Source organism: Marinibactrum halimedae, from assembly GCF_021234875.1.
Taxonomy (GTDB): domain Bacteria; phylum Pseudomonadota; class Gammaproteobacteria; order Pseudomonadales; family Cellvibrionaceae; genus Marinibactrum; species Marinibactrum halimedae.
In genome coordinates this window covers 1-19,248 of record NZ_JAJQVM010000012.1, presented here as the reverse complement: position 1 = coordinate 19,248, position 19,248 = coordinate 1, and the positions used below count along the sequence as shown (strand labels likewise).

21 protein-coding genes and 2 pseudogenes are annotated in these 19,248 nt (G+C 43.4%); 3 read left to right on the top strand and 20 right to left on the bottom strand.

Annotated features, from left to right (window positions below):
- Nucleotide 1 precedes the first annotated feature (1 nt).
- The 13 genes from sctV to LU351_RS08555 form a co-directional block, all read right to left on the bottom strand.
- Nucleotides 2-2,128 carry a type III secretion system export apparatus subunit SctV gene (gene sctV / locus LU351_RS08615; protein ID WP_232593664.1) on the bottom strand — a complete coding sequence of 709 codons (2,127 nt, stop codon included), beginning with the start codon at nucleotides 2,126-2,128 and terminating at the stop codon, nucleotides 2-4.
- Nucleotides 2,125-2,697 (bottom strand): hypothetical protein, encoded by a 573-nt coding sequence (locus LU351_RS08610; RefSeq protein WP_232593663.1) that lies wholly within the window; start codon nucleotides 2,695-2,697, stop codon nucleotides 2,125-2,127. Before LU351_RS08610 ends, sctV begins: the two co-directional genes overlap by 4 nt.
- A 2-nt stretch (nucleotides 2,698-2,699) precedes the next feature.
- On the bottom strand, nucleotides 2,700-3,095 hold the full coding sequence (locus LU351_RS08605; RefSeq protein ID WP_232593662.1) for a hypothetical protein: 396 nt from the start codon (nucleotides 3,093-3,095) through the stop codon (nucleotides 2,700-2,702).
- A 15-nt stretch (nucleotides 3,096-3,110) separates the two neighbouring features.
- Nucleotides 3,111-3,491, bottom strand: coding sequence for a hypothetical protein (locus LU351_RS08600; protein WP_232593661.1), 381 nt, complete (start codon nucleotides 3,489-3,491; stop codon nucleotides 3,111-3,113).
- The gene (locus tag LU351_RS08595; RefSeq protein ID WP_232593660.1) at nucleotides 3,484-4,620 is read right to left on the bottom strand and encodes a TyeA family type III secretion system gatekeeper subunit; all 1,137 of its coding nucleotides are present in this window, start codon (nucleotides 4,618-4,620) and stop codon (nucleotides 3,484-3,486) included. The genes LU351_RS08600 and LU351_RS08595 overlap by 8 nt, the downstream gene beginning before the upstream one ends.
- Complete coding sequence (locus LU351_RS08590) at nucleotides 4,617-5,417, bottom strand: hypothetical protein (RefSeq protein ID WP_232593659.1); 801 nt, start codon at nucleotides 5,415-5,417, stop codon at nucleotides 4,617-4,619. Before LU351_RS08590 ends, LU351_RS08595 begins: the two co-directional genes overlap by 4 nt.
- 109 nt (nucleotides 5,418-5,526) lie before the next feature.
- A complete protein-coding gene (locus LU351_RS08585) occupies nucleotides 5,527-6,267 on the bottom strand; it encodes a hypothetical protein (protein WP_232593658.1) in 741 nt (246 codons plus the stop codon).
- Nucleotides 6,268-6,338: 71 nt separating this feature from the next.
- Complete coding sequence (gene sctE / locus LU351_RS08580) at nucleotides 6,339-7,745, bottom strand: type III secretion system translocon subunit SseC family protein (protein WP_232593657.1); 1,407 nt, start codon at nucleotides 7,743-7,745, stop codon at nucleotides 6,339-6,341.
- Nucleotides 7,746-7,748: 3 nt separating this feature from the next.
- Nucleotides 7,749-8,279 carry a SycD/LcrH family type III secretion system chaperone gene (locus tag LU351_RS08575; RefSeq protein WP_232593656.1) on the bottom strand — a complete coding sequence of 177 codons (531 nt, stop codon included), beginning with the start codon at nucleotides 8,277-8,279 and terminating at the stop codon, nucleotides 7,749-7,751.
- Nucleotides 8,280-8,295: 16 nt separating this feature from the next.
- Nucleotides 8,296-8,610 (bottom strand): hypothetical protein, encoded by a 315-nt coding sequence (locus LU351_RS08570; protein WP_232593655.1) that lies wholly within the window; start codon nucleotides 8,608-8,610, stop codon nucleotides 8,296-8,298.
- Between the two features lie 19 nt (nucleotides 8,611-8,629).
- Nucleotides 8,630-9,898 carry a hypothetical protein gene (locus LU351_RS08565; protein ID WP_232593654.1) on the bottom strand — a complete coding sequence of 423 codons (1,269 nt, stop codon included), beginning with the start codon at nucleotides 9,896-9,898 and terminating at the stop codon, nucleotides 8,630-8,632.
- Between the two features lie 381 nt (nucleotides 9,899-10,279).
- Nucleotides 10,280-10,702, bottom strand: a complete 423-nt coding sequence (locus tag LU351_RS08560; RefSeq protein WP_232593653.1) for an organic hydroperoxide resistance protein — start codon at nucleotides 10,700-10,702, stop codon at nucleotides 10,280-10,282.
- Nucleotides 10,703-10,923: 221 nt separating this feature from the next.
- Entirely contained in the window at nucleotides 10,924-11,400 is a 477-nt protein-coding gene (locus tag LU351_RS08555) for a MarR family winged helix-turn-helix transcriptional regulator (RefSeq protein ID WP_232593652.1), read from the bottom strand.
- Nucleotides 11,401-11,870: 470 nt separating this feature from the next.
- Here LU351_RS08555 and LU351_RS08550 point away from each other — a divergent pair, with 470 nt between their 5' ends.
- The gene (locus tag LU351_RS08550; protein ID WP_232593651.1) at nucleotides 11,871-12,212 is read left to right on the top strand and encodes a hypothetical protein; all 342 of its coding nucleotides are present in this window, start codon (nucleotides 11,871-11,873) and stop codon (nucleotides 12,210-12,212) included.
- An 89-nt stretch (nucleotides 12,213-12,301) separates the two neighbouring features.
- Here LU351_RS08550 and LU351_RS08545 read toward each other — a convergent pair whose 3' ends face one another.
- Together LU351_RS08545 and LU351_RS08540 are read right to left on the bottom strand one after the other, a co-directional pair.
- Nucleotides 12,302-14,803 (bottom strand): ABC transporter permease, encoded by a 2,502-nt coding sequence (locus LU351_RS08545; RefSeq protein WP_232593650.1) that lies wholly within the window; start codon nucleotides 14,801-14,803, stop codon nucleotides 12,302-12,304.
- On the bottom strand, nucleotides 14,804-15,535 hold the full coding sequence (locus LU351_RS08540) for an ABC transporter ATP-binding protein (RefSeq protein WP_232593649.1): 732 nt from the start codon (nucleotides 15,533-15,535) through the stop codon (nucleotides 14,804-14,806).
- 259 nt (nucleotides 15,536-15,794) lie between these two features.
- Here LU351_RS08540 and LU351_RS08535 point away from each other — a divergent pair, with 259 nt between their 5' ends.
- Complete coding sequence (locus tag LU351_RS08535) at nucleotides 15,795-16,529, top strand: arylesterase (protein ID WP_232593648.1); 735 nt, start codon at nucleotides 15,795-15,797, stop codon at nucleotides 16,527-16,529.
- A 34-nt stretch (nucleotides 16,530-16,563) separates the two neighbouring features.
- Here LU351_RS08535 and LU351_RS08530 read toward each other — a convergent pair whose 3' ends face one another.
- The 5 genes and pseudogenes from LU351_RS08530 to LU351_RS08515 all read right to left on the bottom strand — a co-directional run bounded on the left by LU351_RS08530 (nucleotide 16,564) and on the right by LU351_RS08515 (nucleotide 19,051).
- Nucleotides 16,564-16,896, bottom strand: coding sequence for a hypothetical protein (locus LU351_RS08530; protein ID WP_232593647.1), 333 nt, complete (start codon nucleotides 16,894-16,896; stop codon nucleotides 16,564-16,566).
- A 372-nt stretch (nucleotides 16,897-17,268) separates the two neighbouring features.
- Nucleotides 17,269-17,463: pseudogene (locus tag LU351_RS08525) on the bottom strand (helix-turn-helix domain-containing protein); the annotation flags it as partial.
- A gap of 192 nt (nucleotides 17,464-17,655) precedes the next feature.
- Nucleotides 17,656-17,796: pseudogene (locus LU351_RS21025) on the bottom strand (transposase); the annotation flags it as partial.
- Nucleotides 17,797-18,135: 339 nt separating this feature from the next.
- Nucleotides 18,136-18,642: a hypothetical protein gene (locus LU351_RS08520; RefSeq protein ID WP_232593645.1), complete on the bottom strand. Its 507-nt coding sequence runs from the start codon at nucleotides 18,640-18,642 to the stop codon at nucleotides 18,136-18,138.
- A gap of 127 nt (nucleotides 18,643-18,769) precedes the next feature.
- Complete coding sequence (locus LU351_RS08515; RefSeq protein WP_269783398.1) at nucleotides 18,770-19,051, bottom strand: group II intron maturase-specific domain-containing protein; 282 nt, start codon at nucleotides 19,049-19,051, stop codon at nucleotides 18,770-18,772.
- 29 nt (nucleotides 19,052-19,080) lie between these two features.
- Between LU351_RS08515 and LU351_RS08510 the strand changes: the two genes are divergently transcribed.
- Nucleotides 19,081-19,248 (top strand): cytochrome ubiquinol oxidase subunit I (locus LU351_RS08510; protein ID WP_332840147.1); only part of this gene is annotated, 168 nt, incomplete at its 3' end.

The window sequence follows — 19,248 nt, the reverse complement described above, 5'->3', positions numbered from 1 at the left end:
GTTAGCTCGCTGATACTCTGGCGACGGGTTGTACGTTAATGTCTTTGGTTAATTCTTGGAAAGACAATACAGGCAACTCGTAAAAGTCCGTTTCGATCAGCTTTCGAACATATCGACGAATATCCATCGCAATTAACAACACAGGCTTACGTTGTAACTGAATGCCCTCTTTGGCATACACCCCTAAGTTTTCGATAAAACGTTTCGCAATGGCGGGGTCTAAGGCAAGATAATACCCCGCCGATGTCTGCCGAATGGCGGCACGAATACTTTCTTCAAGCTCTTGATCCAACAAGTAACACGGTAGAATTGAACTGCTACCTGAAAATTTAAAGCAAATTTGCCGTTTTAAACTGCTACGTACGTATTCTGTTAACTGAATAACGTCTTTTTCTTTTTGCCCCCACTCCACTAACGCTTCTAAAATCACGCGTAAATTACGGATCGAAACATCTTCAGACACCAAACGCTGAAATACCTCACTTAAACGCTGAATGGGTAAAACGCGCTCCACTTCTTTCACTAATTCACCAAAATGCGGCTCTATTTTTTCGAGCAAATACCGAGTTTCTTGGATGCCAATAAACTCTTCCGCATAGCGACGCAACACATACGCCAGGTGATAGGTAATGACACGATCCAGCGACAACCACGACAATCCATTGGCTTGTAATTTTTCACTGTCTTGCTCATTCACCCATAAGCTTTCAAGATCAGGAAGAAATGCTTCTTCTTTTTGATACTGAACACTGGCCATTTCCAGTTGTGCTTCTTTCTCCGACACCAATACCGACCCAGGCACGAGTTTTCCATGAGCCACCGGCACTTCTTGATTCAGAATATAATATTCGTTTTCACCGAGATTTTCGTTAAACCGTAAATGCACTCCCGGAAACGGCACACCCAAATCCAAATACAAGGCTTTTCGCACACGACTGAGTTCGGCGTTTAATTGCTCAGCGTCTAACACCCCTTCCAAATTAGTGGCTAAATCTACCAGTAACGGCACCGTGACTGAAAACTCTTCATTACCCGCAGCAGCGTTTCGTGCAGCCGCTTTTTTACTTTCTGCACTGGCGGTTGCGGCGGAGCCACTGTCTTTGGCTAAAATAGCCGGTAAATTATCGGCAGTACTTGCGGTGTTCTTTTTTGCTATTTTGGCAAGCAGTAGGCCACCCCCACCAATGACCGCCGCTAACCCGACAAAAATTTCTATGGGAAAGCCGGGTATTAAGGCAAAACCCAATAATAATACCGCAGAAATATAAAGCGCTCTGGGATGTTGCGTAATCTGGGAGCTGATCACCGTACCGAGATTGAGGTCTTTATCTTGTTGCTCTTCTTCGTTTGAGCCAACCCGCGTGACAATCATTCCGGCGGTCATGGAAATCAACAGCGCCGGAATTTGTGCAATTAACCCATCACCCACGGTGAGAATAGAATACATTTCCAGCGCCGCACCGGCAGACATATTATGCTGGGTTGTCCCGATCAGTATGCCACCAATAATATTGACACTAATAATAATCAGTCCGGCAATGGCGTCACCTTTCACGAATTTCATGGCGCCATCCATCGAACCGAATAACTGGCTCTCACGGTTCAGTGACTCACGACGGTCACGCGCCTCTTCAACGTCCAGCACCCCTGCACGCATGTCCCCGTCAATACTCATTTGTTTACCGGGTAACGCATCTAAGGAGAAACGCGCACTCACTTCAGCAACACGTTCGGCCCCCTTAGTAATCACTAAAAACTGAACAATGGTGATAATCAGAAATATCACCAAGCCCACAACAAGATTGCCCCCTACCACAAAATTACCGAAGGTCGTTACTATATCGCCGGCATCACCATTCATTAGAATTAAACGTGTTGTGGTGACGGATAACGCAAGCCGAAACAATGTACTGATCAACAATACAGCCGGGAATGCGCTGAATTCGAGCGCAGATTTAATGTACACCGCCAACATCATTAAAATCACAGCAATGGCGAAATTCACAGCAATCAGTGTATCCACTAATCCCGTGGGCATAGGAAGCACCATCATGAAAATGATGGCGACCAATAAAATGGCAAGCGCCAAGTCTGATCGAGAGCTCAGTGCGATCAGAAAATTTTTCACAAAACGTCTCCTTTCGCTTTAATGGCTGACCGGTAAGCGGCCTGTGCTTTCTTTGCACCCAGTATATTTTCTTGATGCCAGCGAGCATTACGCAAACACACATACAATGCCGCCGCTTGATCTTTCGATAGCTCAGGGTGTTTGAGCAGTTCTTTTATTCGACGCTCAAGAACAACAATATCACCAGTACGCCCCCACGCTTTGCATAGCATAAGACCAGAACTGAGAGAATCCCCATAGGCAGACTCAAATAACTCCAACAATACAATGGCATCGTTTACAGAGGCATAATCTAACTGCAATTGCGCCTGTATCAGTAACCACTCTTTCATTCCACTCTGGTTGGGAATACTGTCTTTATTATCTGCACTTTCTTTCCCTAATTGCCCTGTTTTACTGGGCTCTGTTTTACTGAACTTAGTTTTACTGAACTTAGTTTTACTGGACTCTGTTTTACTGGGCTTTTTTTTACTAGATTGTGCTTTGACAAATTGCGCTTCTTTTATTGTTTGACGCTCATCGCTATTGAGTGAATGCATTTTATTGGTAAACTCTTGTTGCTTGCTCATAATTACACCTGCTTCAATAAATTACGCTGAACTTGCTCAGTGATCTCCAATTCAGCAATTCGCTTTAATACATCTTGTGCTTTTTCGGCAAGTGGCTGCGGAATTTTTCCCTCAAGCGTATTAAGCCAGTCTATGGCAGATAACGCCCCTTGATGAGACAACTCATTTTCTACGGTGTTAAATTCTTGCTTCTGAGGGCGGCAAATCTTATCGAGCAGGCATTTACTGGTGAATTTTTGATAGAGCTTTGCAAGATGAGAAGGGGCTGCATCTTCCGTGAAATAAATAATACGCTTTGCCTTGGGCAAAGCAGGGAAGTCCCGCTGACGCTCCAAGTAGGAAACGGTTTCAATGCCCCCTGAAAAATTTAACGTTGCCTTTGTATCGTTGTTAACCATATGCCCCTAGCCATCTTATCCATTATCTATCAATATTTGCTTTCTCTGTAGAAGATTCGTAAACACAGACTCTATATTTACCAAACTTACCGCTTCATTTACTAAGCACGTTCTTAATACAATACTGGAATCATACAAATGGCAGGTCGGTGAGAAAGGAAGTTTTTTTAAATAATGGTTCATAGCGAGCATTTGTCGAACAATGGCTTGATGAGCATCCTGAACCAAGCGTAAAGAAAAGAGTAAAGACTCCTCGGCGGGTAAGTAGTCCACCTCCAACACCCCATCATAAGCCAAATCGATTTGAAGATAGCCTTCCGGTAACGAGTGCTGATTAATAGGTATCCCTCGGTGATCAAAATACCGTATCATTTCTTGAATTATCCACTCAGGCATGGCTGGCCTCACGTCTTGATGTCATATCAATAAATTGAAAGAGTGCTTCCAAGCTTTGTTGCTTTTGCGCAGGCTCTTGATACATAAAATCGGGTATTAGGCCTACAATACGCTTCAATTGAACGCTTACTGTCGCTTGCATTGAGGCACCCTTTAAGCCTAGGTTTTGCATTAACTGGCCAATGTCTGATTGCTCTACCCATGTTTTATCCTGAATAACAGCAATTTCATTTAACAATCGAACGGTCATTCCCTCTGAATTTCCCCCTGGCGAAGCAATCAGCTTTGATAACTCCCGGCACTCGTCAAATAACCCCATTAAGGTTTTAAGCTGCGACATATTCTTCATTAATTCAAATAATTGTGCCTTACTTATATTCTGGCCTTCTGCATGGTATTGTGCTGACAATTGTTTAAAAATGGCTTGAGTGCCAAATTCTATTTTTTTATCGCCGAACTTTTGCCTTAAGCCTGTCAACGCATGACTCATGTCTTTAAACGAAATGGGGTACGAGGCTTGGAAGTGTGTTGAAAGCGCTTCTCTTTCTGCAATACCTTGATCGGCTGCCCACTCAACGATAGAGAAACCCAGTGTGGCCGCTGCAAATTCTTGTGAGGTTTCTGCAGGTTTTAGCTGATTATCAATGAGTTCAATAATTTCGGAAACGTCTTTTTTAGGTACTCCCGTGTGCGTTTCACGATCAAAATCACTGGAATTGATTTTTTCTTTGAGGGCCAAAAGCCCAATAGTTTGCTGGGTAATGTCTTCTGAGATCGCGTGGCGGAAAGCCTCTATATTTTGCAGCAACGCTTTTTTATCGAAATGTTTGGATTTAACATGCAGTACCATCTCTTCAACTTTTTCGACCTGTTGTGCACTCAAGGCCGATCGTGTTAACCGACGTACATCCAGAGAATTGAGGTCACGACGAGATTCTCGTGCTCGTTGCCGATTTAAGTTTTGATGCTTATGCAGAAACGACCCAAACTCTTCCATACTATTATTGACGGTTTGAAACATGGTTTTACCCGGAGGTGCTGCATCCACTCGACGATGAGACATTTCCAGGGAAGTGGGGTTTTCAACTACCGCATTCACACCTCGCGGCTGTGCATCTGGCCCGATCATTGTAATCCCACCTTCGCAACAGAAGTTTTTTTATTAATAAACGCCAACTCTCTTTGTTGCTCGCTCTGTAAAACCGCCTGTGTGAAAAAGTATCGTAGTGATTGCATCTCTTCCTGACTGAGAGTCAGGGAATTGAGCATAACTCCATACGTGGTGGCCTCTTTTAAAGACGCTTTTACAATACGCTGGCCATGGGGTTTCAGCGCATCATCTAACGCTTTCAGTGAATTCAACCCAAAGGTGGCCATTGAATCAATCTTTTTTTCATGTAAAAACCTGACACACCCCAATACCGTGCCACAGGGTGTAAAACTGTGTGAATTCTCTAATGTGGCTATTTTTGCTTCATTAGCAATACCCACTTTACCCACGGATACATAACCGACCGCTTTCGTTTTCAAAAAAAACGCATCTTTATTGCTAACATCGCGAATATCTTGTCTTTCTGGCAATACAAAATATTGAAAATCCATGGATTTCAAAGGAATAATATCGCCCGCAATTAAATACCCTGCTGAAGAAGCTTCGACGACACCTAAAATTACATCATAGTTGCCAGCAGCAAACTCTGAATACAGCTGGGATGATGAACGGTATTCAATGGAATAAGGTAATACAGCTGGACTTAAGTTTTCATAAAACAGTGAATTTGACAAGCTGATCAAACTCTCTATATTTTTTTCAACACCAATACTCAGGCTCGCCACCACGACATTAGGGCTCTTGTTTTGTGTTGCACAACCTGAGATATGCATCAACAACACAGACAAAAAAACAAACCGTTCTATGAACTTCACCGATTTAATCCTTAATAAATACATACCCAACCCGATAAACTGTGAACAACACACTTTATCGGGATGAAACATTATGACAATTTTCTATGACAACCTTCTACGACAATCGCTATACCATTGCTTTTGCCATTGAACCAATCGTACCACTGTGTTGACCATGCAGATCGTTAATAAAAGAAGAAAACGTATTGGTAATACTGTCAATAAAACTTATTTGAGCATTGGATAATTCACCTTCTTTTTTAGCCAAATCAATAATGGCATCTAACTCTGTTTGTGTCGCATCAAGAAGCATTCTTAAATCTGTAACTTCAGCATCCAACTTCATTACTTCAGAATCAATAATTTTACTCATCCCCTGAGCAATACCTGCACCAGCTCCTGCCATGGCACTGCCCTTAATCGTAGAGGATGAAGCAAAACCCGCGCCCGCAGAAGCCAAACCGACTGCACCCTGTACAACACCCGAGACCATGGTTAATTTGGCTTTTTGAAGTGTCAATTCCTTAATTTTTTCTGCCTTTTCCAAAATTTCATCTCTTTTCTCCAATGCCGTTTTAAACTGATGTTCATAGTTTCTGATACGAACTGTCGATTCAACTTCTCTCATTTCTCTGAGAATCGACTTCATTTTATTATTTAAATCATTCACCAAACCATAAACATGATTATTTCTAGCGAATGCCTCTAGAAAGTTTTGAACAGGTTCATCATCAACTGACAAATAGTGACGACTAGCATCCAATGGGGATACAATGTTGCTATCCTCTTGCCTTATGTTATTTTTTTCTACATTGCTTACACCACTAATTCCATTACTTCCTGACTTACTAACACTGCCTTCAATCATAATGTTCTCCACATCTTATAAAATTCACCAATAACCACTTAGATCACAAAAACCATATAAAATTTTGCATATTACACACTGAAGCTTGCCGCAATTCGCTTAGAGGTATTACCTCGATCTTGAATAGATGAATTCAAAACTTTCATTGCTTCTTCAACAGGACCTGTAACAGCACGAGTCCAGTGTTCCTGTAATAATTTGATAAGATTATTCACCCACTCTTGGGTATGAGTAATTTCTTCCAAATTTGCTAATAAGATGTCCTTTTCTTTTTCTAAATCGGCTTTTCTCGCATCAAACTCCTCCTGAACAACGGCAGCATGAATATTATGTGACTGAACCAGCGCCTCTTTAGCCAACGCCGCTTTACCTAAATTCCTGAATACTTTGGTTGAGTCACTTAACTTCTGAACATTGTCTTGGAGCTCTTTTTTAAGATTTTTTAACATATTTTGTGTGGCTTTTTTCGCCATCTCTTCAGAAACTTCGCCGAAACCTCGCTTTGTCGTCTCTTTAGCAACTGTTTTCATGAACACCTCGGCATATTCATCTAGATGTTTATTCATTCCTGATTTGAGTGTTTTTGTTGTTCCTCGCGAAAAGACTTCAAGAGTCAAGTTGTACATTTGGCTTTTCAGCCCTTTTGCGGCTTGCTTCGAGGCTTCTTTCATTGCTGTTTTTGCGATATCGTCCATGGCTTTTTCAGACACCTCTTTAGACGCTTTTTCTGCGGCTTCTTGAATAAGCTTCTTCCCTCCTGATTTTAGGGCTTTTTCAACACCTTTAATCATGAAAGCGACCATTGGACCACTGCCCACAAATGACAAAGCAAGACCCACCCCCATAAAGGTATTTGCCGCCATTTTGAGATTATCTTTCGTTGCTCCCTCTTCCAAAAATGCTGCCGACATCTCAAGAAGCCCGGCGACAGCAAGACTGGCACCAGCGGCAATATCTGCCGGATTCAAAGTAAAAACCCCTTTTACCATTGTGGCAAGGCCAGTTACGTATTCAAAGGCACCAAATGCAAAATCGGCAACCTTACTCCAAAACCCCAGCTCGTTTTCACGCTTGATTGCTCTCTCTTCGGCCTTTTCTTGCTCAACACGACGCTTCTCACTCGCCTCAGCATTTAATAATTTTTCTTTCAAAAGCCGTTTAATTTCTTCTCGATTGAATTGCAAGTCTATTAAAGTAGAATCTGCCATATCTCCAAGCAAACCTGAAAGCCTGGATAATGCAATAATAATCGTGTCGTAAAATTCCCCACTGGAAGTAGACACCTCTGGCGGATCTAGCTCTACTGACGGTGTATTTTTTAAACCATTCAACTGATTTTCTTGTTGCTTTTTTTCTTTCAGGGGGATTAATGCTTGCTCTTTCTGAGCCACAAGTAAACTTTCCGTCACGGTGCGAGAAAAATCACTTACTATAGGCATCGCAAGCGTAACGGGCCTAGTATTATTGTCAATCGCCATCCTTTATTCTCCTTTAGGGTTATATTTCCAATTAGGGTCATATTTCCCCAGTTTTTTAGATAACATAAATAAACAAGCCTCTGCTTTCTCTTTTAACTTCTCAAATTTTGGCTTCCCTAAACTCCGGTTATAAGCTTCTTCAAAACCACTGGCTGCTTTTATGTTATTACCCAAAGCTAAATGACACTCGGCTGTATGGAAAGGAAATCTTGGGTCTTGAGTATGCACTACAGCGGCAAAACTGTAAGTTTCTCCTGCCAACTTGTACTCTTTAAGCGCCTGCCTCACAGCTCCCAGCCCTAAAATAAATCGTGAGTCAAAGTGATCACAACGACATAGCAACTGAAATAATGACAACGCTTCTTGATACGCGCCCATGGTGTATTTTTCGTAAGCCATCGCATACATGGCTTCTAATTCGCTTTCTTGCAAATCTAAAGCATGACCCAAAGTTCCCCCTTGCTCTAAGAAATATTGCCAATCTTGTGGATCCACCTGATGTAAATTTACGGCTTGACTGGTTTTTTGACTCATTGCACTCCCCTAGCAATCAGATAGGATTATTCACAAAAAAAGGGCTCATAAAACTGGATTTGACCGTCTTTTCCTTTAGAAATTTTTCTTTAAATTCTTTATGTGCAAAAAAAATCTCACTTTCATTAGGTTGGCCAAATTCAGCATTGATTTTTTCGACCCACTGATATCGAGAACAAGCCCAAGTAGATTGAATATTTGCGTCCAATACAGCCTGGCGATATTCGCTTTTTATTAACGCTTCTTGGACTTCAGCAAGAATTTTTTGACTCTTATTCAAGATCGCCTCCATATCCATGGCCGCAACCCCATTCAACTCATCATTATTCATAGATTCATCTTCTCAAGATTTAAATAACGGAAAAACGTCTTAAAGAGTCCACAATGGATTTATTATAATTATTCATCGCCTCGATAATATTGTTGAATCGACTATTATCAACTTTAAAATTCGTTCCCAATTGCTCCGACAAACTCGACAACGTTTGCACTCTAGTTTGAACATTATTTTGTGGGACAACCATAGCATCAATAGAAAACCCTTCTGGACTGCTATATTTCGCATAAGGAACACCCAATACATGAACCCGCCTATCAAGGCTAACTCCCCATTGTATATCGTCATATGCACTAATTTCCCCCTCTTCATATCCATTGTTCCACTCCCCTTTATTCACTTCATTTTGAAAAGCAGGCCAACTTTGCCCTCCATAGACATATTCAGTCTCAGAGAAATCTTTTAACCATTCACCATTAGTTTGAACACCACTTCCCTGAAGCAATTCATCATACTCTTTCTTAATCGCCCGTATATACTGCGCTCCACTTTTACCTTCATACTCCGTCCCTTTGACTAAATCTTTAACATGCTTATTAAAATCGGTACCGCCATAATCCCTTCGGATATCAAACTTATCTTTAAAGGAGTTAGGTATTTCATCCAGTTTGTCTATATCTCTATAACCCTCACCAAGCCTCCATTCATGACCACCTGTATCTCCTATATCTTCATTCTTATCCGGACGCGTTTCAATTCTTTGCAGCATCTTGTAACCACGATCAACCCTCGCAGAACCCACAATGACTTTTCCCTCAGAGCCAATATTTTCTTTAATCCACTTATCAATTCCAGCCAACTTGGAGCGTAAAATATTTAAATCACTCACTTTATTTGTAATTGATTCGATCAATAATGCATTCATTTCAAACCCAACCTTTTCCGGTGGAATAAGAACATCCTGGCCCTGCTCATTACGATGAAACACTTGCCCATTATCTTTGACTGAAAACACACCACTGGCGATATGATCTCGCATTTTATTGCGCAATTTATTAATTTCATCATTAACTTCATTGGCAATTTCTTCTGTGCTCTTATCCGTTTGTTTGTATAATTCTGCAATTTTTTCTACATCATCTTTGTAATAGCCATTCGCATCAAAGCGTAAAAGATCCGCACCGGTATTCAAAACTTGAATCATCGCAGCCGGGGAGCTTTTTGTTTCTGCAACTATTTCTTCTTGTGTCGCTTCACGTACACCACCATTAGAATCCACCCTTACACTTGCAGAACCAAACATCCAAAGTTCGTTCGTTGAATTATTCGATACCCCATCCATTCCACTTCCCCTCTCATTTCGCAGAAAATAAAGTCGGTGCCCCACATTCTGAGTACCTCCTCTATGAATACCGAAAGCTAAGGAGAAGTCTGTCACTTAAGTCATTGATTAACGATCACACAAGAACGTGCTATTAATTGGTCTTTTACTTCTAATGAATTTCACAAGAAAGTCATAACAGATCGAGTGATATCAATGAATAAACTGCTCACTAAAGGATGGACTTTCTCATACCCACAAGTGGTAAACCGACTCAGAGTGAGAAAGATAAGGGGGTGACGCTTGAATTTCTGACAATCTATGGAGAAATAAGAAGGGAAAAGCTGACGTTATCACGAACGGCAGCTCTATCAAAATGATTACTTTTAGAGCAGGAACGCTTTAAGCAAGGGTTAATATCACGTCGACATTTCCGCGAGTGGCATTGGAATACGGACACACGGCATGGGCTTTATCGATTAAACCTTGCGCGACGTCTTTTTCTAAACCCGGAAGCGAAATTTCAAGGCTGACGGTAATGGCAAAGCCAACCCCTTTCGGATTCGGGCCAATCCCCACAGCAGAGTTGATGCTCACCTCTTGAGGAACAGCAATGCTCTCTTGTGCCCCCACAAATTTCATGGCACCAATAAAACAGGCCGCATAACCAGCGGCAAAGAGTTGCTCGGGGTTAGTCCCATCGCCGCCGGCGCCACCGAGCTCTTTGGGTGTACTGAGCTGAACATTTAATTTTTCATCAGACGATACGGCGCGACCATCACGGCCACCCGTGGCCACAGCGTGTGCTTGATAAACGGTTTCCATTATTTTCTCCTCTCGGTATTAGGGGTGTAAGATCCAACAAGGTGATACGAAATATCGGGTTCTCTTTGCTATTGCTTGTTGCGACAGTAGTTTGCAACGTTGTTTATAACAACACTAGTCATAGCAAAAATAGTTATTGCAGTAACCATTTAAATCAAAAAATAGGTGATTCATTAATCACCCCCCAATAAAGATTATCGCAATAACTATTACTGCGCAATCTATTTTAACTCTTTTCGCAAATCATCCAGCTGGTTTTTGAGGCTCATCAGGCTTTTTACATCAGCATGGCAACTTTGTGAGATACAGGCATTTATCTCTATCGCGGTTTTACGCAGTCGCTTTCCCTTTTTGGTGAGGCATATTTCAAGTTGCCGCTCATCCGCCAGGCTGCGATGACGAACCACCCAGCCATCGATTTCCATCCGCTTGACGACCGGCGTTACGGCCCCTGGCTTCTGCCCTAAACGATCGGCAATGTCTCGCAACATGAGGCCATCACTCTCCCACAGAATGAGTAAAATAAGGTACTGAGGGTAGGTCAACCCATGAGGTTCTAACAAAGGCTTGTACAATTGAGTCATGGCCAATGAGGTGGCGTATAGGGAAAAACACAACTGATTACTGAGCGCTAAGGGGTCATCCTTCGTTGTGGAGGGTGTAGAGGATGAAGATGCCTGACTTACATTGTTTACCATAGATTATATTTTAACCACCGCTTGTGTTTTCACGACTCGTTGTCTATTCATTACGCCAACGTAGCACAACGCTGCCGCAATATAGTAATACACAACAGTAAAAATCATTAACGCTAAAACCATTACTACTAAAACCATTACTACTAAAACCATTACCACTATGATCCATAGTAGGGAGCGTTTATGGTTTTCAAACGAAAAATGAATATAAAATAATTTATTTATTCTATTTACATTGTTTTTTTATTCCATAAAACCAACATTTTTTATTTTTGGCGCTTAAAAAATTATATCTCCTTTAATTGTGTTTCAAGCGGCAAGCACAACCTAAAATTTAGCCATAAACTACAGGCACATTGCTTTCTTTCTTACCTCCCATTGACGACTCTTGGCGCCAAAACTACTCTGATTAACGTCAACAGCGGATGTCAGTGACGGAGGCACTTATGAAAGCTTTGGCAAACAGATGCGTGAAATTACTTCTCTTAATGGCACTGATCGCCCCTATTAACGTCAGTGTTGCGGATGAGGAGAGCAAGAGAGGCGAATGGTCTTGGGAAAAAGCGCAGCGTTATTTTTCTCATCACTCGCCTATGCGTTATCTACCGGAGAAGTACCGCCAGACGATGCACCGGAAAATGGATGAGCGAGAACGCATATACGAAGGTAAACACAAGCGATACCTAAAACATCAACACGGAGGCATTAAAAAAGTGCCTGAATTGGATAACGGCACCGGCTTTTTGGCCATCAGTTTAGCGGCCTCACTCTTACTTTTACGGATGGAACGATCTCGAAAACAGGGACGTTAACCTTCTGAGTTTTTCTGAATACACCCTGCAACACGCAAACCTTTAACCACACAGCAATGTGTGGTTTTTTTGTTTACATTTTAATTATTTTAATTGGTAGCCAATTCACGCAAGACTTGCCCAGGCGGCACTGAAACGGTTTTCCGACATGCTAAGACACCCAACGCCCCAATGAATATCATCCCAAGGATGGGCCCTGTAAACCACAGTAAAACATGTGGCGTCACTGGCTGATCAAACACAAATGCCTGCAATGCCATAAGCAACGTTTCCGCGCCCAGTGTGGCGAGTATGCCGGCAAATAAACCAAGTGACGAAAACTCCAGCCAAATACTGCCAAGAATCAGAGAACTTGGGCTACCCAGTGCCCGCAATAAACCCGATTCTTGCTGACGGGCACTCATACTGGCGTTCACCGCTGCCACTAAAACCAGAACCCCACCGACTAAGACCAACCACAATACAAGCTCAATCCCACTACTGACCTGATCAATAATGGTTCGAATACGTTCAATAATGCGGTCTACTTCAATCACGACAATCGTGGGGTACTCCCTGAGCAATCGGTTAATAAAGCCCTTTTGCTCAACCGGAATAAACACACTGGTTAAATAATTCGGTGAAAATGCGTCTAGGGCACCGGGGCTGAATAAGAAAAAGAAATTCGGGCTCATGGAGTTCCAATCTACCGTGCGTATGCTCGATACCTCTGCTTGTAACTCCAACCCGCCAATACTGTAAGTGACCACATCCCCCACATCTAACGAGAGATTTCTGGCGGTATCTTGCTCGACACTCACCCCCGGCAAGCCACTTTGACTGCGCCATTCATCCCACCATTGACCACTGACCAGTTCGTTGTCTGGGGCCATCGCCTCTGCCCAGCTTAAATTGACTTCTCGACGCAACGCTCCTGGTGTTTTGTCACGATCATCATCGGTGAAAACATAATCATTACGGGCTTTGACTCGTCCTAATACCATAGGATACATAGGGTTTGTGCCCAGTGTGTTTTCCGTGAACAACGATTGCACTGTTTCTTTTTCGTAGGGCGCAATGTTCATAACGAAATGATTTGGTGCATCTTCCGGCAGCTGTAAACGCCATTCATCAATAAGACTGGTGCGTACCTGGAAAAGCACCATCAACAACATCAAGGCACAACCAAAAACCATGATTTGGGTAATACTTTGGGATCGATGACGGTCTAAATTGGCCATGGCCAGCCGCCATATGCTGCCTGCCCGCCCGGCCAAATGTCGCCCAGATCGCAATAATCCTAAGGCGGCAACAGCGCCCACACCCAGCACTACGCCCATACCGCCAACCATAGAGGCTGTCAGTTGCACATCACCACTGTAAAGCCAAATCAGCGCAATAACCGCCCCCACCCCCAACAAACCTCGTGCCCATGTGGAAACATGATCAATGCTCATTTCACGGCGGAGAACTTTCAATGGCGGTACGCCTGGCAAGTGCCACAAAGGCGGTAAGGCAAAGAAAATCAAACAAACCACCCCAGTGAACAGACCAGTAATGTAGGGGGTAATACCGGCCGCGACCAATTCCACTTCAATCAATGAATCAACCGCCCCCATAATGCCGTGTTGCAGTAACTCCCCGATGCCCAACCCCACTACAGATGCCCCAATACCCAAGAGCAACATCTGCAACGCATAGAGCTGGCGGACTTGAGTCGCGCTGGCCCCCAAACTTTTCAGTAAAGCCACTTGATCGGTATGCCGTTGACCAAATTGTTGGGCTGCAATGGCAATGGCCACCGCCGCCAGCAATACACCAATCATGCCAGACAACATCAAAAATCGCGTTGCCCGGTCTAGTGCTTGCCCAATGTTTTGCTGGGAATCTCGGATGTTTTCTAGCCGATAATGGTCCCCGAGCTTAGGCTCAATCCATTCATTAAACGCTTTCAATTCTGCCTCGTCACCCGCCAGCAACCAACGATAAACCACGCGACTGCCTGGTTGAATAACGCCTGTGCTAGCAAGATCGGCTCGATTCATCATGACCCTTGGGCCCATGATGCCGAAACCAGACGAGCCATCTGGCTCACGTATCACCACTTGTCTAATCGTGAAGTCGGCATTGCCAATCGCCAAGGTATCCCCCAGAGAGAGATCCATCATTGGCAGTAAGCGAGAATCTACCCACACATCACCGGGATTAGGAATTCCCTGGGCCAATCGGACTTGATCCCCCATGGCGAAGGCTTCATCACTGACCTCAAGCTCGCCCCGCAAGGGATACCCCGGGCTAACGGCTTTGACGGACGCGAGAATCATTTCATCACCAGAAAAGACCATCGAACTGAATACGGCCAACTGGCTACTTTTTAACCCCATCGAGGTCTCTTGCCCCAACCATTCACTGGGGATTTCAAAACGACTGCTCACGACTTGATCAGCGGCAAGGTAACTGCCACTTTGTCGCTCCAACGATTTATCCAATCGCTCCGCAAATACCGCAATGGCAGCCACTACCGCAACCGCCAACGCCAACGCCCCCGCCAAGATACGTAACTCACCACTGCGCCAATTGCGCCACAACAGTTTGGAAGACAGCATCAACATTTAACGCACCTCTGACACAGCGTTATCGGAAGAAAGTGAAAGCGCATCCTGTTCTTGAGACGTTGAACCGGAAACCTTCACAACCTCTCCTGCCTCAATAGTGATTTGACGCTGACACCGTTCAGCCAGGCGGTTTTCATGGGTGACGAGAACCAAAGTAGTGCCTTGCTCACGGTTCAACTCAAACAATAATTCGATAATTTTGGCGCCGTTCGTGCTGTCAAGATTGCCCGTGGGCTCATCAGCAAACAAGACCGAAGGCTCACTGGCAAACGCTCTAGCAATAGCCACACGTTGTTGTTCACCCCCTGACAGCTGCTTTGGGTAATGCCCCATTCGGTGAGCCAGCCCAACTCGCTCTAAATACTCGGTGGCACGCGCACGAGCATTGACTACCTTATGCAGCTCCAACGGCATCATCACATTCTCAAGGGCAGATAACCCCGGCAACAACTGAAAAGATTGAAAGACAAATCCAACATGCTCCGCACGTACTCGTGCACGACCTTCTTCGTCCATGCTGGTAATCACCTGGTGAGCAAGTTGAACCTCGCCGGAGGTGGGCACATCCAGCCCAGCTAAAATACCTAGTAAGGTTGACTTACCCGAGCCCGATGCTCCGATAATGGCAATACTGTCTCCATCGGCAACTTCTAAACTGACATTATTTAATATGGTTAACGGCCCTTCGGCGGTTACAACTTGCTTGGACAACTGCTTTGCACTAATCATAAAAATTCCAATCACTGTTAGGCACGCTAAGCGCATGGATGAAACTGGCGTAATTTCACACTGTCTCAGGGAGACGAATAATGGATACTGACTATCAGACGAATAGATAATGGCCAGTAACCACGGCCACACCATTGCGTTCAATATTTACGATCAACATTCAATAAGACAGTGCCATATAATCATTTTGCGCCACACAAACCAACATCACTTAACGCCGATTTTTATCTGATTACGACACATTATGAATAAGAGACCTATGTCAAAAAATACTTTCAATAATAGAGCCCTACACATAAATATTCTGCCTTTATTATGGCTTCTGCTATCGGCCACCGTTTATGGCAACGCTCTCCCTTCACCGAATGAACATACTTCAGAAAGAAACACACAAGTAGAAAGAAACACACAAGCACAAAACGTCGAAACACAAAAAACCATTTTGGTGGTCGGTGACAGTATTAGCGCGGCCTATGGCCTAGATGAAAAACAGGGATGGGTTCACCTTTTGAACAAGCGATTACAATCTGGTGAATATAAAGATTTTCTTGCTGTGAATGCGAGTATCAGTGGCAATACTACCGGGGACGGTTTAGGGCGACTTAACCCATTATTAAAAGCACACCAACCCTCAGTGGTGATTATTGAACTAGGAGGCAATGACGGATTAAGAGGTTACCCAGTGAAAATCATGGAGCGAAACTTACGAACCATGATCAGCAAAAGCCAGGCCGCCGGTGCCAGAGTTCTATTAGTGGGTATCGAGATCCCACCCAATTATGGGGAGCGCTACACTCAACTGTTCAGGAAAACGTTCAACACTGTTGCCACAGACACAAATGTTTTATTTGTGCCCTTCATCTTAGACAAGATCGCCACACAGGCCGACCTTATGCAAGACGATGGCATTCACCCCACCTCTGAAGCCCAACCAATGCTGCTCGACAACATTTGGCCGAAGCTCGAACCTCTGTTGAAAAGCTTATCGCTATAGCAGTGAAAGCTGGTTGCAACAAAAGTAAAACCCGTTATTGCAATCGACGAGTACTGGTTCTTACACTCATATCAGGTTGGTTTGTGGAAGCGGATGATGAGAAATCGGTTAATGAATCGGAGGTATCAAAGCCACCGTACATAGGCTGGTTATACAACTCTTGGAGTAGGCTATAGTGATTCTTTTTGGCCCATTCCAAGGTTTCACACCAACGTTCGCTTTTTTCTTGGTCGGAACTGCTTGCCCATAAATCGACAATCAAGGGCTTGGGGGGGTGCTCTCCGCTGCAACCATCTTCAATCCATTTCTTTTTCAGTTTGCAGTAAATCCTGTTCCAAGTAAGGGGGTAAGGACATACGGTCAACACCACTCATTTCCTCGTCACGATAGCCGTCTAGCGCGGCTTACTTATTCGGTAAAGTGTGCTTATTCGGTAAAGTGTGATTCCCACAGAGCGAAATCACGAGCGGGATACTAACCACTTGTCAAAAAATTGAAAAGTCTTGCGAATTTCGTAAAGCAACTCACCTTGTAAAAATTCATCCTCTGATGCGATGACGAAAGTATTTACTTACCGTCAAGCACCAAGAGTGACATCGTCGATACAATCGTAAATTTAATGTGTCACTTTTATGAATTTTTTATTTTCATTACAAAAAGGGTCGAATTTTCTCAACCTTAATTCACTCTCTCTGTTTTTGTCACCAAGAGAAACACAACGAACACTCTACCACCCCGCTTAATATTCCCCTTCTTTCTGAGACCAACTTAACCAAGGGCTTCTCAATAGCTCATCAGGGTTTAACTGAAGCGCTTTCGCTACTTTAAACAACGAAAAAACGGTGAGCTGTTTTTTATCTAACTCCACTTCTCGAATAGAAGTGACAGACAAAGAAGCCCTAAACGCCAATTTCTCTTGAGAAATACCCAACTGAGTACGTCTTTTTAATCTCTAACGAGACTGTAGAAAAACCCAAATCATAGCTTCCCTACAGCTCTCAAAACTTGTTTATTTTTGCGCCAAAAAAGTCAAACACTACTAAAATTCTGGTGCTGCTTTACAAACTGATCAACAAACAAGCTATTCAATCGGGTCAATTTGTCCAAATGACGGCAATTTGGGCCGTTAGGGCTTAAGATTCCCATAATTTACCAGCTGCTCAATATTATGCACCAGACAAAATAGCTGCCACTGGCCATTCACTTTGGTTTTTCCACGCAAACTAAATTTCGATATCCGCTTATAAGTGCCAATGTTCGCAAACACGAAGCGAGGAGAATAATTTTTAATAGAATGGCCGAATCATAAGCGGGGCGACCCGTACGGTCGTTTTTATAACCACCATTAAAGATCGATAAATCCAATTTATGCTCAATCAAATAGTTCAAAGCGAACTCAAATGTCCCGGGTTGTATTTGACGATTGAAATCAATCGCCACTAATGTGGTTTAATTGAGATTGTATGGGATGAAATTTGGCACAATCGATCAACATTCACACAAAACAAAGGCAGTAGGATCAATTATGCCAAATTTTAGGTTTTTCTACAGTCTCAACGCTTAAAGCACCGGAAAATAAAAGCGAAGCTTTTGGTTTTCCGGTGCTTTACTTGTTATGAGTGTCTGCCTCGTCAATGAAGCCTTCTCCGTCACTAATCTTTTTAACAACAAAGGACTCTCGATCTACAATTGTTTCTATATGGAAAAGCGATTCTGTTGCTTCTACTACTCGATAAGCATCATAGTAGTACGGTTCGCGTCTATCAGTTCTTTGGATAGAATCACCGACTAACCTAGCATCTGTTATGGTGAAATAGATATTATCGGACACACCCCATTGGCCATATTCAGTTGACACATCTACAGTTCCATCATTTTGGATAGTTCTGAAAACTATTCTAAATGTGCCATCTGAAGCTCTATCAATAATCCACTCGGTTCGACTACCTCCCCCTAACTCCTTTTCCCCTTTCCACGTGCCTACAAGGCTATTCCAGTACTCGATTTTCTCATCAGATACATATGGCTTGTCTATGTATAATGAACTAGGCGAATTGACACAGCCGCCTAGAATAGTTATCAATGTGATTGTCAGTATTTTTAGAATTTTCATCAAATTCCCTTAAACTCAGTCATGATAGAACGCCCAGTTACCCAGACGCCCCCATACAGATCCGGACGTACGGGACTACCGCATCCGGCTCTTCAGTTATATCATTGCCCGTGTAAGGCACAGGCCCTCAATACCAGTCAACAACGATAGCACGCTTGCGCACCCTCATCGGACGGATTTCAAAATATCCTAACATCTCCTTCATGCCTTGCCAGTTAAAACTTCTCCGTTGGCTGCGGCGATTGAGCCATTTGTAAAGAGTGTGAAAGATAAAGTCATTTATCCTCATCACACTCAGGCTATTATCCGGCAATCCAAAGTAGTTGGCGATACCAACCATCTTCCGCTTTAATATTGGCATAAAACGATTCAACCGCTTATAGCGGTTTTCTTTGATCCAAAGATACATCTCTTTGAGTATGGATCGATGTTTCTTCGGTGCCGTTTTCCGGCGAACCCGGGGGTGACCCTGAAAGTCCAAAAATTGCGGCAATGGAAGGCGTTTGGGAAACCGATACCCACGTACCACTTTTATTATTCGCTATTCCTGACGAAGCCAATAAAGAAAATCATTTTGAAATTGCCATTCCCAATTTAGCCAGCCTC

Excerpts from the sequence above, each read along its gene's own strand:
- LU351_RS08610 (WP_232593663.1), bottom strand. The coding sequence starts at position 2,697 with ATGAGCAAGCAACAAGAGTTTACCAATAAAATGCATTCACTCAATAGC.
- LU351_RS08605 (WP_232593662.1), bottom strand. The coding sequence starts at position 3,095 with ATGGTTAACAACGATACAAAGGCAACGTTAAATTTTTCAGGGGGCATT.
- LU351_RS08600 (WP_232593661.1), bottom strand. The coding sequence starts at position 3,491 with ATGCCTGAGTGGATAATTCAAGAAATGATACGGTATTTTGATCACCGA.
- LU351_RS08595 (WP_232593660.1), bottom strand. The coding sequence starts at position 4,620 with ATGATCGGGCCAGATGCACAGCCGCGAGGTGTGAATGCGGTAGTTGAA.
- LU351_RS08585 (WP_232593658.1), bottom strand. The coding sequence starts at position 6,267 with ATGATTGAAGGCAGTGTTAGTAAGTCAGGAAGTAATGGAATTAGTGGT.
- sctE (WP_232593657.1), bottom strand. The coding sequence starts at position 7,745 with ATGGCGATTGACAATAATACTAGGCCCGTTACGCTTGCGATGCCTATA.
- LU351_RS08575 (WP_232593656.1), bottom strand. The coding sequence starts at position 8,279 with ATGAGTCAAAAAACCAGTCAAGCCGTAAATTTACATCAGGTGGATCCA.
- LU351_RS08570 (WP_232593655.1), bottom strand. The coding sequence starts at position 8,610 with ATGAATAATGATGAGTTGAATGGGGTTGCGGCCATGGATATGGAGGCG.
- LU351_RS08565 (WP_232593654.1), bottom strand. The coding sequence starts at position 9,898 with ATGGATGGGGTATCGAATAATTCAACGAACGAACTTTGGATGTTTGGT.
- LU351_RS08560 (WP_232593653.1), bottom strand. The coding sequence starts at position 10,702 with ATGGAAACCGTTTATCAAGCACACGCTGTGGCCACGGGTGGCCGTGAT.
- LU351_RS08555 (WP_232593652.1), bottom strand. The coding sequence starts at position 11,400 with ATGGTAAACAATGTAAGTCAGGCATCTTCATCCTCTACACCCTCCACA.
- LU351_RS08545 (WP_232593650.1), bottom strand. The coding sequence starts at position 14,803 with ATGTTGATGCTGTCTTCCAAACTGTTGTGGCGCAATTGGCGCAGTGGT.
- LU351_RS08540 (WP_232593649.1), bottom strand. The coding sequence starts at position 15,535 with ATGATTAGTGCAAAGCAGTTGTCCAAGCAAGTTGTAACCGCCGAAGGG.
- LU351_RS08535 (WP_232593648.1), top strand. The coding sequence starts at position 15,795 with ATGTCAAAAAATACTTTCAATAATAGAGCCCTACACATAAATATTCTG.
- LU351_RS08520 (WP_232593645.1), bottom strand. The coding sequence starts at position 18,642 with ATGAAAATTCTAAAAATACTGACAATCACATTGATAACTATTCTAGGC.
- LU351_RS08515 (WP_269783398.1), bottom strand. The coding sequence starts at position 19,051 with ATGTATCTTTGGATCAAAGAAAACCGCTATAAGCGGTTGAATCGTTTT.